The sequence below is a fragment of the Collinsella stercoris DSM 13279 genome (assembly GCF_020735465.1).
Lineage (GTDB): Bacteria > Actinomycetota > Coriobacteriia > Coriobacteriales > Coriobacteriaceae > Collinsella > Collinsella stercoris.
In genome coordinates this window covers 1,512,495-1,526,408 of the sequence record NZ_CP085935.1, presented here as the reverse complement: position 1 = coordinate 1,526,408, position 13,914 = coordinate 1,512,495, and the positions used below count along the sequence as shown (strand labels likewise).

14 protein-coding genes are annotated in these 13,914 nt (G+C 64.1%); 12 read left to right on the top strand and 2 right to left on the bottom strand.

What is annotated here, in order from left to right; genetic code table 11:
• Positions 1–76 precede the first annotated feature (76 nt).
• The 4 genes from lacA (at position 77) to LK434_RS06545 (ending at position 3,319) form a co-directional block, all read left to right on the top strand.
• The gene (gene lacA / locus LK434_RS06560) at positions 77–505 is read left to right on the top strand and encodes a galactose-6-phosphate isomerase subunit LacA (protein ID WP_040360630.1); all 429 of its coding nucleotides are present in this window, start codon (positions 77–79) and stop codon (positions 503–505) included.
• 12 nt (positions 506–517) lie between these two features.
• Complete coding sequence (lacB, locus tag LK434_RS06555) at positions 518–1,045, top strand: galactose-6-phosphate isomerase subunit LacB (protein ID WP_006719947.1); 528 nt, start codon at positions 518–520, stop codon at positions 1,043–1,045.
• 320 nt (positions 1,046–1,365) lie between these two features.
• Positions 1,366–2,247: an aldose 1-epimerase family protein gene (locus LK434_RS06550; protein ID WP_006719951.1), complete on the top strand. Its 882-nt coding sequence runs from the start codon at positions 1,366–1,368 to the stop codon at positions 2,245–2,247.
• A 136-nt stretch (positions 2,248–2,383) separates the two neighbouring features.
• A complete protein-coding gene (locus tag LK434_RS06545) occupies positions 2,384–3,319 on the top strand; it encodes a hexose kinase (RefSeq protein WP_006719953.1) in 936 nt (311 codons plus the stop codon).
• 570 nt (positions 3,320–3,889) lie between these two features.
• Here the strand turns inward: LK434_RS06545 and LK434_RS06540 are convergent.
• Positions 3,890–4,696 carry a DeoR/GlpR family DNA-binding transcription regulator gene (locus tag LK434_RS06540; RefSeq protein ID WP_006719957.1) on the bottom strand — a complete coding sequence of 269 codons (807 nt, stop codon included), beginning with the start codon at positions 4,694–4,696 and terminating at the stop codon, positions 3,890–3,892.
• Between the two features lie 307 nt (positions 4,697–5,003).
• Here LK434_RS06540 and LK434_RS06535 point away from each other — a divergent pair, with 307 nt between their 5' ends.
• Complete coding sequence (locus LK434_RS06535) at positions 5,004–5,852, top strand: class II fructose-bisphosphate aldolase (RefSeq protein WP_006719959.1); 849 nt, start codon at positions 5,004–5,006, stop codon at positions 5,850–5,852.
• Positions 5,853–6,449: 597 nt separating this feature from the next.
• Here LK434_RS06535 and LK434_RS06530 read toward each other — a convergent pair.
• Positions 6,450–7,373 (bottom strand): ROK family protein, encoded by a 924-nt coding sequence (locus tag LK434_RS06530; protein WP_006719963.1) that lies wholly within the window; start codon positions 7,371–7,373, stop codon positions 6,450–6,452.
• Between the two features lie 904 nt (positions 7,374–8,277).
• Between LK434_RS06530 and LK434_RS06525 the strand changes: the two genes are divergently transcribed.
• The 7 genes from LK434_RS06525 to hypB all read left to right on the top strand — a co-directional run bounded on the left by LK434_RS06525 (position 8,278) and on the right by hypB (position 13,822).
• Entirely contained in the window at positions 8,278–9,564 is a 1,287-nt protein-coding gene (locus LK434_RS06525; protein ID WP_006719969.1) for an aminotransferase class I/II-fold pyridoxal phosphate-dependent enzyme, read from the top strand.
• Positions 9,565–10,620 (top strand): tetratricopeptide repeat protein, encoded by a 1,056-nt coding sequence (locus tag LK434_RS06520; RefSeq protein ID WP_006719970.1) that lies wholly within the window; start codon positions 9,565–9,567, stop codon positions 10,618–10,620.
• Positions 10,621–10,660: 40 nt separating this feature from the next.
• Positions 10,661–10,975 (top strand): STAS domain-containing protein, encoded by a 315-nt coding sequence (locus LK434_RS06515; RefSeq protein ID WP_006719972.1) that lies wholly within the window; start codon positions 10,661–10,663, stop codon positions 10,973–10,975.
• A gap of 151 nt (positions 10,976–11,126) precedes the next feature.
• The gene (locus LK434_RS06510) at positions 11,127–11,891 is read left to right on the top strand and encodes a Sec-independent protein translocase subunit TatA/TatB (protein ID WP_227917680.1); all 765 of its coding nucleotides are present in this window, start codon (positions 11,127–11,129) and stop codon (positions 11,889–11,891) included.
• Positions 11,891–12,682 carry a twin-arginine translocase subunit TatC gene (tatC, locus tag LK434_RS06505; RefSeq protein ID WP_006719976.1) on the top strand — a complete coding sequence of 264 codons (792 nt, stop codon included), beginning with the start codon at positions 11,891–11,893 and terminating at the stop codon, positions 12,680–12,682. Before LK434_RS06510 ends, tatC begins: the two co-directional genes overlap by 1 nt.
• A gap of 23 nt (positions 12,683–12,705) precedes the next feature.
• Positions 12,706–13,059 carry a hydrogenase maturation nickel metallochaperone HypA/HybF gene (locus tag LK434_RS06500; RefSeq protein WP_006719977.1) on the top strand — a complete coding sequence of 118 codons (354 nt, stop codon included), beginning with the start codon at positions 12,706–12,708 and terminating at the stop codon, positions 13,057–13,059.
• Positions 13,060–13,144: 85 nt separating this feature from the next.
• The gene (gene hypB / locus LK434_RS06495) at positions 13,145–13,822 is read left to right on the top strand and encodes a hydrogenase nickel incorporation protein HypB (RefSeq protein WP_006719978.1); all 678 of its coding nucleotides are present in this window, start codon (positions 13,145–13,147) and stop codon (positions 13,820–13,822) included.
• The last annotated feature ends 92 nt before the right edge of the window (positions 13,823–13,914 follow it).

Sequence of the window (13,914 nt, the reverse complement as noted above, 5' to 3'; positions counted from 1 at the left end):
TTTGATTATGTTGGTTATTGTGAGAGAGGTATCAAGGGCGCGCTCGGTGCGCGCCGTGACAAAGGAGGAGGGCAACATGAGGGTTGTCATCGGTTCTGATGCGGCGGGCATGCCGCTCAAGGAACTCGTCAAGGAAACGCTGATCGAGGACGGTCACGAGGTCGTCGATCTGTCCCAGGATCCTGCGGCGGACTTTGTGGACGCCGCCGTGGCGGTCGCCGAGGATCTGCTCGCGCATGAGGGCTCCCAGGGCTTCTGCTTCGACGCCTATGGCGTGGGAAGCTACATGGCCGCCACGCGCGTTAAGGGCATGGTCGCCGCGAACATTTCCGACGAGCGCAGCGCCTACATGACGCGCGAGCACAACAACGCCCGCATGGTCTGCCTGGGTTCCACGGTCGTCGGCTCCGAGGTCGCCAAGAAGATCGCCCGCGAGTTCCTCAAGGCGGACTACGCCGCTGGGCGTCACCAGATTCGCGTCGACATGCTCAACAAGATGGCTTAAGGGGAACGGAACATGACCAAGAAGATCATCGCACTTGGCTGCGACCACATCGTCACCGACGAGAAGACCTATCTACACGACCGCCTCGAGGAGGCCGGTTACGAGGTGCTGGACTGCGGCACCTACAGCCACACCCGCACCCACTACCCGATCTACGGCAAGGCCGTGGGCGAGGCCGTGGCCTCCGGCAAGGCCGACCTCGGCGTGGTTCTCTGCGGCACCGGCATCGGCATCACCAACTCCGTCAACAAGGTGCCCGGCGCCCGTTGCGCCCTGGTCCGCGACATGACGAGCGCCCTGTACGCCCGCCGCGAGCTCAACGCCAACGTCGTCGGCTTCGGCGGCAAGATCACCGGCGAGTTCCTCATGGCCGACATCATGCTCGCCTTCCTGGAGGCCGAGTACGAGTCCACGCCCGAGCGCGATGCGCTCGTGGCAAAGCTCGACGCCGTGAACAAGGCCGACGCCGAGGCTCAGGCCGATCCGCATTTCTTCGATGAGTTCATCGAGAAGTGGGACCGCGGCGAGTATCACGACTAACGTGTAGCGTTTGCGCGCAATCGGGTCCGGAAGCCACCGGGCCCGATTTTTGTTTGGGCGTCCCGTCGTCGAGGTGGTCAACGTTGCTCTTGGGCGAAGCCGCTGCCATCGGGCCCGATTATTGTTTTGCGTCCCGGGTTTTTCGCCCATACGTCATCATCTGGGCACCGCGATTGCTTCCCCTTTGCGTTTCCTTGCGTTTTCCCGCGCCGTTCGCCCATGCCGGTCGGCGTGGTGCCCGCCTTGCGCACCCGCATGACGCTACAATGCAAAACAGCATTGCACAAGCTAATTCTCGAGTGAGAGGAGCGTGTGGTTTTATGGACTATACCCTCGACAACGGCGTGCTCTCGGTGGCGTTCACCACGGCGGGCGGTTCGTTCACCTCCATCAAGACCCAGGGCCGCGAGTACCTCTGGCAGGGCGACCCGTCGGTGTGGAGCGGTCAGGCTCCCGTGTGCTTTCCCATTTGCGGCGGCCTGCGCGACGACCGCGCCGTGACGCGCTCCGGAAAGCAGATCGCGCTCGGCCGTCACGGATTTGCCCGCAAGCAGGAGTGGAAGCTCGCGGAAGAGGGCGAGAACATGGTCGCCTTCAAGTTGGACAGCGACGATCACCCCGAGCTCCTCGAGCAATATCCTTTCCCCTTCGTGCTGACGGCGCGCTACGCCCTCGATGGCGCCAAGCTGCTCGTAAGCTATGAGGTCACCAACAAGGGCGATGAGGACATGCCGTTCTTCATTGGGGGCCACCCCGGGTTTGCGTGCCCGCTCGACGAGGGCGAGGCATACAGCGACTATACGCTTCGCTTTGAGTCCGATGAGGCGGCCGAGCTCTGCACCGCTGTCCCCTCCACCGGCCTGATCGACGTCGAGCACCGCAGCGCCAACCCCATGGTCGGTCGCGACCTGCCGTTGAGCCATGAGCTGTTCGACGTTGCCGAGACCATTTTCGATGTGCTGGAGAGCCGTACGGTCGATCTGGTCAAAAAGGGCGAGGAGAAGGGCCTCCGGGTGAGCTTCCCCGATTTCCCGTACCTGATCGTGTGGAGCAAGCCCGAGGGTGATTTTGTCGCAATCGAGCCGTGGGGCGGCCTGTCCACCTGCTCGGACGAGGGCGATGTCTTCGAGGACAAGCGCGGCTGCCTGGTTGCCGCTCCGGGGGAGACGGTCGTCCGCACGTTCTCGATCGAGATTCTCTAGCGCCGCGACGCTGCGGGCGCGCATGGGGCATGCGGGCGTGCGCGGTGCGGTGTCCGCGAATGCGTCGCCGCGCCGAGCCAGCGCCTTATTGTGTAAGACCGAAGCCCATGGGTGGGCTTTGAGAAAAGGAGTGAACATGATCCTCACCGTCACTATGAACCCTGCGATCGACACCGCATATCAGCTCGATAAGCTGGTCATCGACGACGTGAACCGCGTCGTGCCCAAAAAGACCGCGGGCGGCAAGGGCCTGAACGTCAGCCGCGTCCTGTGCCAGCTGGGCGACGACGTGGTGGCGACGGGCCTGCTCGGCGGCCACATGGGCGCCTACATGGGCTCCCTTATGGATGCCGACGGCATCAAGCATGACTTTACGCCTATCGCCGGTGAGACCCGCATCTGCCTGAACATCCTGCACGAGGGCAATCAGACCGAGCTGCTCGAGAGCGGCCCCGAGATTTCCGCCGACGAGCTCGAGGCGTTCACCGCCAAGTTCGCCGAGCTCGTGGCCAAGGCCGACTGCGTGACCATCTCCGGCTCCCTGCCCAAGGGCGTCCCTGCCGACTACTACGCGGGCATGGTCGCCGAGTGCGTGCGCCACAACGTTCCCGTGCTGCTCGACACCTCGGGTGCTTCGCTGGACGCTGCGCTGGAGGCCGAGTCCAAGCCCACGCTGCTCAAGCCCAACCTCACCGAGATCAACGCTCTGCTGGGCACGAGCTACACGCCCGAGCAGGTGAACGACCTTGCCGCCGCGCTCAAGGCCGATAAGCGCTTTGCCGACATCGAGTGGGTTGTCGTCTCCATGGGCGCCGCAGGCTCCTTCGCCTTCCACGGCGATAAGATCTACCGCGCCAAGACCCCGGATATCCCGGCCGTGAACGCCACCGGCTCCGGCGACTCCACGATCGCGGGCTTTGCGCACGCCATCGCCGCCGGTTCCGACGACGTGACCGTGCTCAAGACCGGTAACACCTGCGGCAAGCTCAACGCCATGGACCCGCAGACCGGTCACCTGGTCATCGAGAAGTGGGACGAGGTTTACAACGCCGTCGAGGTCACCGAGCTTTAGCGGCTTCCCCAGGTGCCGCACCTTCGCCCGAGTGCGAGAGCTTATGTACCTTCGTGCACCGCGCCCTCGCCTTCGGGCGAATCTGCGGCATTTGGGAAACCCGCGCGGCATTTTTCGAAGCCGATCTTACCGTTCAATCGCACGTGCCCGCACGCAAGGCGTGCACCTCCTCTTTCACGGCAACCTCGGGCACTGTGGAGGCCCGCTTTGGAAGAGGGCGCCGCACCTTCGCCGTTCAATCGTCGCTCACGTGCGCAAGCACGTTTCGCTTCTCTTTCACGGCGATCTGCGGCACTTGGGGAACCCGTGTGGCTTCTTTGGGTGCACGGATGGTCGCATAACTGGAAAAACTTTGCGAAATCGGGAAGTTTTTCCAGTTATGCGACCATTTGCGTGTTTGGGATGCGCCGCGGCGCGGGCTGCTCGTCCGCCGAGGTGAGGGTTCCTCTCGATGCCGAGGTGAGGTACTCTCTCCCGACACCGCGGCGAAGGCTGCGTTTCTGCCGTTGCGGCGAGGGCCGTTCTCTTGTCGTTGCGGTAAAGGCTGCTCTCCTGCCGCTGAGATGAGGGCTACACACTCGCAATCATAAGCTCGGGGCGCTTGGCGTCTTCGGGAAGCGCGTTGAGGGCGTCCGCGAGGGCGCCTTTTTCGTCTTGATCAACCACAACGCTGTCAACGGCATCGAGCGCGGCGAAGCAGTACGTGCCGCGCGCGCCGAGCTTGCTCGAGTCCATGAGGGTGGTGCTTCGTGTCGCCGCATGGATGGCGGCCGTCTTGATTTCGGCCATCTGGGGGAAATCGGTCATGAACCCGCGATTGGCGACGAAGGCTCCCGGGCAGATGACGGCGAGGTCTGCATGCAGCGTGCGGAGGGCTGCCATGGTGAGCGGGCCGTAGAGGTAGCGATGGCCCTGACGCAGCTCTCCGCCGAGCATGATGGCAGTGACGCCGGGGAGGCTCTCGTCAATAAAATCGGCGATGGTGATGTCTGCCGTAATGACGGTGACGCCGCTGCGCCGGTCGAGCATACGGACGAACTCGAGTGCCGTGGTGCCGGAGTCGACAAAAACCGTGTCGCCGTCGTGCACGAGCTCGATTGCGGCGCGAGCGATGGCTTGCTTGGCGTCGACATTCACATTGATGCGCTGGTCTTGCACGGATACGGTGAGCCGTTTGTGCAGCGAGACGGCGCCGCCGTGCGTGCGCCTCAGTTTGCCGGCGCTCGCAAGGGCATCGAGGTCAGCACGCGCGGTGACCGAGGACACGCCGAACGTGTGCGCGATGTCGGCAACCTGGACCGAGGACGCACGCTCCAGCATGTCCATGATGGCGGCGCGGCGCTCTTCGGCAAAGGTGCGCGATGCGGAGCCGGTCATGAGCTCTCCCGTCAGAAACGTGTACGATTTGTGCAGAGCTAATTTTCCTCTAGTTTCTTTTTAGCAAATAAAACAAGTTTCAATCTCTTTCGTTTTGCCATAAACGCAAGTTTAACTGTGACAAGTTGAGCGTTGGCGGGCATGCGGTGGCTTTCCGTTATCTTCTCGACGCAACGCACGTCAAAAAAGGCATCATCGCACGAAAATAGCCTGTTTTGTACAATAAGGCCAGCAAAAGCGCCGGCACGGTGCCGGTGAAACAGCAGGGTTTGCAGGGGCTCTGCGGACCAGAAGGGAGCGATCGCTCATGCTCGTAACCACCAAGGAGATGCTGCTCGACGCGCAGAAGAACCACTACGCCGTCGGTGCCTTCAACGTCGAGAACCTCGAGTTCGTCATGGCCGTTCTGGCTGCCGCCGAGGAGACCAAGTCCCCCGTCATCATGCAGACCACCTCGGGCACCATCAAGAAGACCGGTCTCGATTACTTCTACGGCATGGTCAAGGCCGCCGCTGAGCGCGCCTCCGTGCCCGTGGCCCTGCATCTCGATCACGGCGACGGCTACGATCGCTGCATGAAGGCCCTGCGCACCGGTTACACCTCCGTCATGATCGACGGCTCTCATGAGTCCTTCGAGGACAACATCGCCCTCACCAAGCTCGTTGCCGACGCCGGCGCCGCCATGGGCGTTCCGGTCGAGGCCGAGCTCGGCAAGGTCGGTGGCAAGGAGGATGACGTCGAGGTCGAGGGCGAGTCCCCCTACACCGACCCGGTCGAGGCCAAGGAGTTCGTCGAGCGCACCGGCTGCACCTCCCTCGCCATCGGCGTGGGCACCTCTCACGGTGTGTACACCGAGGAGCCCCACATCAACCAGGACGTCGTGAAGGCCATTCGTGCCGCCGTCGACGTGCCGCTGGTTCTGCACGGCACCTCCGGTGTGCCCGATGAGCAGGTTGCCGAGGCTGTCAAGAACGGCATCTGCAAGGTTAACTACGCCACCGAGCTTCGTCAGGCCTACACCAAGGGTTACATGGCTTACATGGCCGAGAACCCCAACAACTTCGATCCCAAGAACCCGGGCAAGGCCGGTGCCGAGGAGATCACCAAGATCGTCAAGATCCGCATGGAGAACCTCGGTTCCGTGGGCCGCGCCTAAGCGTCGCGCACTTAACGAGCGGGACCCATTGGTCCATAACGAAGGGGACGGCTTTCGGGCCGTCCCCTTTTTGTGCAGAGGGTGAGGTGAATACACGTGCCCAATGCGCAACGAGAGTTCGTGGGGGAGGCGATGCGCGAAGCAGGTCATCCGGGATGCGGATGCCCGCATCGCTTCGTGGGTGTCAGAAAAACGGCGAAAATGTAACGAAATTCGCGACACCCTGAGTAGACGGTTGTTTGGGACAGAAAAATCCCAGTTGGCGAGAGCCTGAAACCCCTGTGTACTCGGCGCCTTGGAAAATTCGTTACATTTTCGCCCGATTTGCGGCAGGACCCCATGCGGACTTGCGGTTAGGGCCCCATGCGGGCGGCCTGCCTGTTCGTTTGCCCAAGAGCTTGCAGGCAACCCATCCGCGTCTCCTGGCTTAAGAGTACGCGAATAGGCCGCTTACGCGGTAGGCCAGAAGCTACTTGATGGCTTGCCTGCGCGCCGGGCAGGGGTTTGCGGTCGGCGCGCAGGCAAGGGTGAGCCAGAGGTGAGCGGGCAATCCGCCTGCGCGCTCGTCCAGGGGCATGTAGGCGTCCCGCCTGAGTGCTAGGCCAGGAGCTTGCGGGCTTCCTGGACGGCGCCGTACAGGTTGGCATCGTTGCCCAGGGTGGCGCGGGTAATGCGGGGGAGAGGCATGGCGTCGAGCGGGCCCGTGTACGCTTTGCGCTGCTCGACAATGGCGCGCTCGATGGCCTCGATCAGCGCGTCGTGGCAGCTAATGCCGCCCGCGATGGCAAACACGTCGGGGTCGAGCACGCATTGCAGGTTGAACAGGCACCCGGCAAAGGCGTTCGCGTAGGCATCGAGTCCGCGCTGCGCGTCCTCATCGCCGCCGTCGATCCATTCAAAGATGGTGCGTCCGTCAACATCTGCGTAAGCGGGGTCGTCAGCCAGGCCCTTGGCCTCCAGGACAAAGCGACGCAGGCCCATCCAGCCGCAGAGGTCGGAGAACGTGTTGGGGATGGTGAGCGGGCTCGCGGCGTCGTTGCGCATCATGCTGAACTCGCCGGCAAAGCAGTGCGTGCCGTGCAGCACGTTTCCGTCAATCACCACACCGCCGCCAATGCCGGTGCCAATTGCCATGACCACGCCCACACGCGTGCCCTTGAGCGCGCCGACCGCATACTCGCCCATGGCGCACGCCTTGCCGTCGTTGCGCACGGCCACGGGAACGCCGAGCTTTTCGCGCAGGATGCGCCCGATGGGGCACTCATGCATATAAGTGAGCGCGCCGCCATGGTAAATGGTGCCGTCGGGATCGTCCTCAAAGATGAGACCGGGCGCGCTTACGCCCACGGCCTCGAACGAGCCGGCGTGCGCGTTCGCGATGTCGACAATCGCCTGCACGACTTCTTCGCTGGTGGAAAAATCGGTCGGGGTGTCACCGCGGTCGATCATGTTGAATGCATCGTCGACCAACGCCCACTTTACGCTGGTTCCACCGATGTCCACACCAAGATATGCGCCCATTGCGAGGCTCCTTTCAAACGTAGGGTCAACCTGCAATGTACACCAAAAGGGCCCTGTTGCCGGGTCAGAGGGGTATCCGTCGTCGCGTCGCATGACCTGCAACGCATACCAAAAGAGTCCCGGTGCCGGGCGATGCCGCCTCGCTCGATCTCGCCAAGGTATCTGCAGCGCACACCAAAAGGGTCTCGGTGTTGGGCTACCAGGTCGCCGGTCACTCCACCGAGGTACCTGCAACGCACACCAAAAGAGCCCCGTTGCCGGAGCCCTTTTGGCGAGTCGCTGTATTGGTGGTGCACTTAAGCTGTGTGATGCTGCATGGGCGCCATGTTGAGCGCGCTCAGCAGGTTGCGGTACGACCGCTCCAGGTTTGCATGCTGGTTGCTCGAGCGCGGGCAGGTGGTGGGATCGAGGAGGCCCATTCTCTGTGTCGGGGGGAAGGAGAAATGGTTCGCACGTTTGAATGGCGACCGGGAAGCCCGGTTGCGCTTAGCATCGCTGGAAGCATGCATGCTCGGGCCTCCTCGTCATCCACCTAATCGGACACGCGAGGCCTCGCTGCTTTAAGCCCCGGTGCTGACTTCATTATTGCCAGCCGGCCTCTCCTTGGTGCCATAAGAAAGACTTACGAGTCTTTGTCAGCTTCATGAAACGCCAGCGTATGGCGGTAAAAAGGACGTGCGGGCCCATAGATGCGCCCCATCAACCTTACGCACGCCTTAAGAAAGCGACCGTTCACCGTGGCACTTCTGTGGCGGGTCTGTTGGGGAAGTGTGAAGGGCGGCGGTCCATCGCCACAAACGTGTATGAAAAACCACGTATACTGGTTCGAAGCAAAGCGGCATGCCCGCAACGCCGGACGGCCCTTGGGCTCCCGAACATTTTCGCCTCCAGGAAAGGGGCCGATATGCAGACGATGTATCAAAAGATGGACGATGCCGAGTTGGCCAGCGCTCTGGCCGACCTCAAGGCCCAGGTCGCCGAGGTCAAGGCGCGCGGCCTCAAGCTCGATATGGCGCGCGGCAAGCCCTCGCCCGAGCAGGTGGACATCTCCCGTCCCATGCTGGACCTGCTGAGCTCCAGCGCCGACCTTACCGACGAGGGCGTGGACTGCTCCAACTACGGCTGCTTTGAGGGCATTCCCTCCGCGCGCAAGCTTGCCGGCGAGTTCCTGGGCGTCCCCGCGGAGCAGACCATCGTGCTGGGCTCCTCCAGCCTTAACATCATGCAGGACGTCATCGTGCACTACTGGGAAAAGGGCGTGCCCGGCCACACCCCGTGGCACAAGCTCGAGGGCGTCAAGTGGCTGTGCCCCGCGCCGGGCTACGACCGCCACTTTGGCCTCACCGAGGACCTGGGCATCCAGAACATCCCCGTGCGCATGACCGAGACCGGCCCCGATATGGACGAGGTGGAGCGCCTGGTCGCCACCGACCCCTCCATCAAGGGCATGTTCTGCGTCCCCAAGTACTCCAACCCCACCGGCGTCACCTACTCCGATGAGACCGTGCGCCGCCTGGCCACCATGGAGTGCGCGGCGCCCGACTTCCGCATTGTGTGGGACGACGCCTACGCGGTGCACGATTTTGGTGAGAAGCCCGAGAAGCTCGCCAACATCTTCGACTTCGCGCGCGAGGCCGGCAATGAGGACCGCATCCTGGCCGTGGCCTCCACCTCGAAGATCACCTTCCCCGGCGCGGGCATCGCCTTCTTTGGCTCCTCGCCCTCGAACGTGGCGGAGGTCGCCAGCACGCTCAAGGTCGGCCTCATCTCCGCCAACAAGCTCAACCAGCTCATGCACGTGCGCTTTTTGCCCACGCTCGATGCGGTGCGCGAGCACATGGAGCGTCACGCCGAGTTCCTGCGTCCCCGCTTTGCCTGCGTGCAGAGCAAGCTCGAGGAGGGCCTGGGCGGCACCGGCTGCGCCACGTGGACGCACCCGAACGGCGGCTACTTTGTGAGCTTTGATGGTCCGGAGGGCTCCGCCAAGCGCGTGGGCGCTCTGTGCAAGGAGATGGGCGTCACCATGACCCCCGCCGGCGCCACGTGGCCCTACGGCGAGGACCCGCGCGACACGAACATCCGCATCGCGCCGAGCTATCCGAGCGTCGAGGAGCTCTCCGCCGCCCTCGACGTGCTGGTTCTCGCGGTCAAGCTGGTGAGTGCCGAGCTCGCGAGTGAGGAGCGCGCCTAGATGAGCGATGCCTTTGACGAGTTTTTCGACGACGAGCAGGAGCTGATGAGCGCCGAGGAGCCGCTCGAGGGCGGTACCTCTGCCGACGAGGCGCCAGATGGGGAATCCGTGCCGTTCGAGGGCGAGAACGCAACGCCGAAAAAAGCCGACAAGGACGAAAGCGCCGCGACGCAGGGGGCTGCCACGGACGAGCCTGCCGTTACGCGGGGAGCCGCCACGGCCACGCGCGCCGCGACGGAAGGAGCCGCCAAGGTCGAGCGCGCCCCCGACCGGAAGGCCGCCAAGGTGGCCAAGGCCGACAAGGCCAAGAACACCCCCACGCCGTCCGCTCCCGCATCCGGCCGTCAGGCCCCACCGTTCTGGATGGTTTTGGCCATCGCGGGCGTCTCGCTCGTGCTGGGTGTGGTGATCGGTTACCTGGTGGGCACCTCCGCCACCATCGCGGAGCTTGGCGCGACCGCCGGACAGTCGGCGTCCGTGCAGGACGGCGGCGAGGATGGCTCGATCTCCATGCCGGAGGGGCACCCGGACATCGACGTGGACGAGGACGGCACCGCCTCTGTTGCCGGGGGCACCGACGCCGATAAGGCCGACGGTGACGCCGCTGCGACCGCCGGCACCGACGCCGACGACGCCGCTAGCGAGGATGACCCACTCACCCGGGCGAACAACTTCTTCGACATGGGCATGGCCGCCATGGAGAGCACCCAGGACGAGGAGTCGCAGCAGCAGGCCGCCGGCTTGTTTGCCCAGGCCGTGGAGTACTACGACGAGTACCTCGCGACGGCTTCGTCCTCATCCGCCGAGGTGGACCGCGCCATCTGCGTGTTCTACTCGGGCGACCATGAGGGCGCCATCGCCGACTTGGAGGCCCTGGTCAAGCGCGACAGCACCTTTGCCCCCGCGTGGGCGAACCTCGGCATGTTCTACGAGTCGCACGGGGATACCGCCAAGGCCAAGAAGGCCTACCAGCAGGCGCTTGACGCGGCCAAAAAGGAAGATACGTACGGCGTCAAGGACTATGCCCAGCAGCGTCTGGATGCCCTGAGCGAATAGCCGCGGCGCACCGTCGTCGCAGCCCATCGAAAGGTGATACATGGAACTCACGATTACCACCAATCCCAGCCCCGAGCGCTACGTGGTCGCGGTGACGGGCGAGATCGACATCTCGAACGCGGATAAGCTGCGCAACGCCATCGACCTGGCGCTCGAGCAGCCCACCGAGCGCGTCGAGCTCGATTTTTCCCAGGTCGCCTACATCGACTCTACCGGCATCGGCGTGCTTGTTGGGGCTGCGCACCACGCCGGTGAGCGCGGCCGCGGATTTGCCATCACGCATGCCCAGCCCAACGTGGTGCGCGTGGCGCAGCTGCTTGGCGTGGACAAGGACATCGACATCAGCGCGGCGTAAGGCTTTGCCGTTCACCCGTGTTCCGAGGGGTTCCCTGCGGGCGTGGGGGTATACTTGAACAATTGCCGGCGTTTGCCGGTGTTATTGCCGACATGTGCCGGTGCGCTGTTGAGCGGCGCGCCGGCTTTTCGACTGCCCTGGGAGGTATCCCGTGTTTGGAATCGGCTCGACTGAGCTCGTGATCATCCTGGTCTTTGGCTTTTTGCTGTTTGGACCCGACAAGCTGCCGCAGATGGGGCGCACCATCGGCCGGGCGCTTCGTCAGTTCCGCGAAACGCAGGAAAAGCTGACCGCCGTTGTGCAAACCGAGGTGGTCGACCCCATGGCGGCTGCCGCCAAGAAGCCGGTTGTGGCCACCGACACCGCCGTGTCCGCTTCCGGCGACGAGGATGCCGACGCCGATGCCCCTGCCGCCGCTGCGCCTGCGCGCAAGGAGACGTTCGCCGAGCGCCGTGCCCGCTTGGCTGCCGAGCGCGCCGAGCAGGAGGCCGCCAAGGCCGCCGCTGCGGCGTCAGGTGCCGAAGCGGCCGAAGGCGATGCCGCTGCCGCCCAGGCGTCCGTTGCCCCGGAGGCCGGTGCCCCTAGCGTCGCAGCGCCTGCATCCACGTCCGTCGAGGCTTCCACAGCATCCGATACGCAGTCGGCCGCCAGCGCCGCCCCCGCCGAGGAGCCCGCGCAGCTCACCACCGAGGACCTGTACGCTCGCCGCCCGCGCAAGCGCAAGGCCGCCGCAGTCGAGCATGATGCCGTCTCGCCTGAGGCGAGCGTCGTTGCGACCGAGCCGGTTGCCGCCTCTACCGAAGCGCCGGCCGCTGTGGCCGGGCCGGCCGCGCCAACGTCTGGCGCCGTTCATGCAACCGGGGACGAGGCTTCCGCGCCCGTGCCTGCTGATACCCAGAAGGGGGGCGAGCAGTAATGCCCATCGGACCCGCGCGCATGCCGCTCATGGATCATCTCGGCGAGCTTCGCCGTCGCCTGACCATCGTCGTGGCCTCCCTCGTGGTCGCCACGGTGTTCATGTACTTTGCCGCCCCCACGTTGGTGGACATCCTCAAGGACCCGATCAACGGCGCCCTCAAGGAGGGCGAGCAGCTTCTGGTCATGACCTCGCTCGGCGGCTTCTCCATCAAGTTCAACATCGCCATCAAGGTCGCCGTTGCCATGTGCACCCCCATGATCATCTGGCAGATCCTGGCGTTCTTCCTGCCGGCCCTGCGCCCCAACGAGCGCAAGTGGGTCGTGCCCACGGTGCTCATCGCCACCGTGCTGTTCTTTGCGGGTGTGGTCTTTTGCTACATGTTCATCGCCCCGGCGGCCTTTGAGTGGCTGCTTGGCGAGACGCGCACCATCGGTGCCGCCGCCCCCCAGCTCGAGGACTTCATCAACACCGAGCTGCTGCTCATGATCGGCTTCGGTGTGTCCTTCGAGTTGCCGCTCATCGTGTTCTACCTCGCCGTGTTCCACATCGTGCCCTATGCCACCTTCCGCGCGGCATGGCGCTACGTGTATGTGATCATGCTCGTGGTCTCGGCGTCCATCACGCCAGACGCCTCGCCCGTCACGCTCATCTTCATGTACGCGGTCATGCTGTCGCTGTACGAGGTCGCGCTGATGGTGACGCGTTTTGTGGTGATGGCGCGCGACGGCAAGGCCGGCCTTACCGAGAGCCGCCTGGGCCTGTTCGGCGACGACGAAGACGAGGAGTAGCGCCTCGGCGCGAGACGTCCGGTATGCACGAGATCGGTATCGTCAGCGGTATACTCAAAACGGTGATTGACACGGCGCGCGAGGCGGGGGCTTCGCGCGTCGTGCGCGTTTTGCTGCGCATCGGCGACATGTGCGAGGTGGTGCCCGAGTCGCTCGACTTTGCCTGGGAGGTCTTTCGCGAGGACGACCCCCTGACGCTTGAGGCGGCTCTTGAGGTGGAGGAGGTCCATCCGCGCAGTCGCTGCCTGGTGTGTGGGGAAGTGTTCGCCCACGATCGATTCCATATGCGTTGCCCGGCGTGTGGCAGCGGCGACACGCATCTCGAGTGCGGTCGCGAGCTCGATATCGTCTCGATGGAAATCGAGACGGACGATTGAGGGCTGACAGGTTTGGGGTAGATACGGGGCGTTTATCGGCCGGGCGGAAGGGCGCCTGTGCGCAAGGGGGAAGGAAGCACCTAGGATGGCAACGACAATCGGAATCGAGCAACCGGTGCTCTCGCGCAACGACCGCATGGCCGCTGAGCTGCGTGGGCGATTTGCGAAGGCGGGCACCTTCGTGGTCAACGTGCTTTCGAGTCCCGGCTCGGGCAAGACCACGACCATCCTTGCCACCAATGAGCGCTTGCGCGCCGCGGGCCTTTCCTGCGCCGTGATCGAGGGCGATATCGCTTCGGATGTGGACGCCCTGGCGTGCAAGCAGGCCGGTATGCCCGCCATCCAGATCAACACCGGTGGCCTTTGCCACCTGGAGGGCAACATGATCGCGCAGGCCGTCGATGCGCTCGACGCCGGCGTGGGCTTGGACTCCATCGACGTCATCTTCATCGAGAACGTGGGCAACCTGGTGTGCCCCGTTGACTTTGACCTGGGCGAGAACCTCTCGGTCATGATCTTGTCTGTGCCGGAGGGCGACGACAAGCCGCTCAAGTACCCGGGAATCTTCCAGCATACGGGCGCGCTACTGCTCAACAAGGTCGATGTGGCCCCGGCGTTCGACTTCGACATGCCCGGGTACAATCGCGTCCTGGATAACCTGAACCCCACAGCCGCGCGCTTTGAGGTGAGCGCTCGCCATGGGCAGGGCATGGACGAGTGGTGCTCGTGGCTTATCGAGCGCATTGAGGCTGCTCGCGCGTAGTTGTAGAGCGCGTAGCCGCCGCTCGAATGGGCGTGGCGTGCGTGTTGTCGTCGTCCGAATGGCCGTTTCCCGCGCATGGCCGTCGCCCGAAT

Coding starts and splice junctions, on each gene's coding strand:
- hypB (WP_006719978.1), top strand. CDS start 13,145: ATGGCAACGACAATCGGAATCGAGCAACCGGTGCTCTCGCGCAACGAC.
- LK434_RS06515 (WP_006719972.1), top strand. CDS start 10,661: ATGGAACTCACGATTACCACCAATCCCAGCCCCGAGCGCTACGTGGTC.
- LK434_RS06545 (WP_006719953.1), top strand. CDS start 2,384: ATGATCCTCACCGTCACTATGAACCCTGCGATCGACACCGCATATCAG.
- LK434_RS06550 (WP_006719951.1), top strand. CDS start 1,366: ATGGACTATACCCTCGACAACGGCGTGCTCTCGGTGGCGTTCACCACG.
- LK434_RS06500 (WP_006719977.1), top strand. CDS start 12,706: ATGCACGAGATCGGTATCGTCAGCGGTATACTCAAAACGGTGATTGAC.
- lacA (WP_040360630.1), top strand. CDS start 77: ATGAGGGTTGTCATCGGTTCTGATGCGGCGGGCATGCCGCTCAAGGAA.
- LK434_RS06540 (WP_006719957.1), bottom strand. CDS start 4,696: ATGACCGGCTCCGCATCGCGCACCTTTGCCGAAGAGCGCCGCGCCGCC.
- tatC (WP_006719976.1), top strand. CDS start 11,891: ATGCCCATCGGACCCGCGCGCATGCCGCTCATGGATCATCTCGGCGAG.
- LK434_RS06530 (WP_006719963.1), bottom strand. CDS start 7,373: ATGGGCGCATATCTTGGTGTGGACATCGGTGGAACCAGCGTAAAGTGG.
- LK434_RS06535 (WP_006719959.1), top strand. CDS start 5,004: ATGCTCGTAACCACCAAGGAGATGCTGCTCGACGCGCAGAAGAACCAC.
- LK434_RS06525 (WP_006719969.1), top strand. CDS start 8,278: ATGCAGACGATGTATCAAAAGATGGACGATGCCGAGTTGGCCAGCGCT.
- lacB (WP_006719947.1), top strand. CDS start 518: ATGACCAAGAAGATCATCGCACTTGGCTGCGACCACATCGTCACCGAC.
- LK434_RS06520 (WP_006719970.1), top strand. CDS start 9,565: ATGAGCGATGCCTTTGACGAGTTTTTCGACGACGAGCAGGAGCTGATG.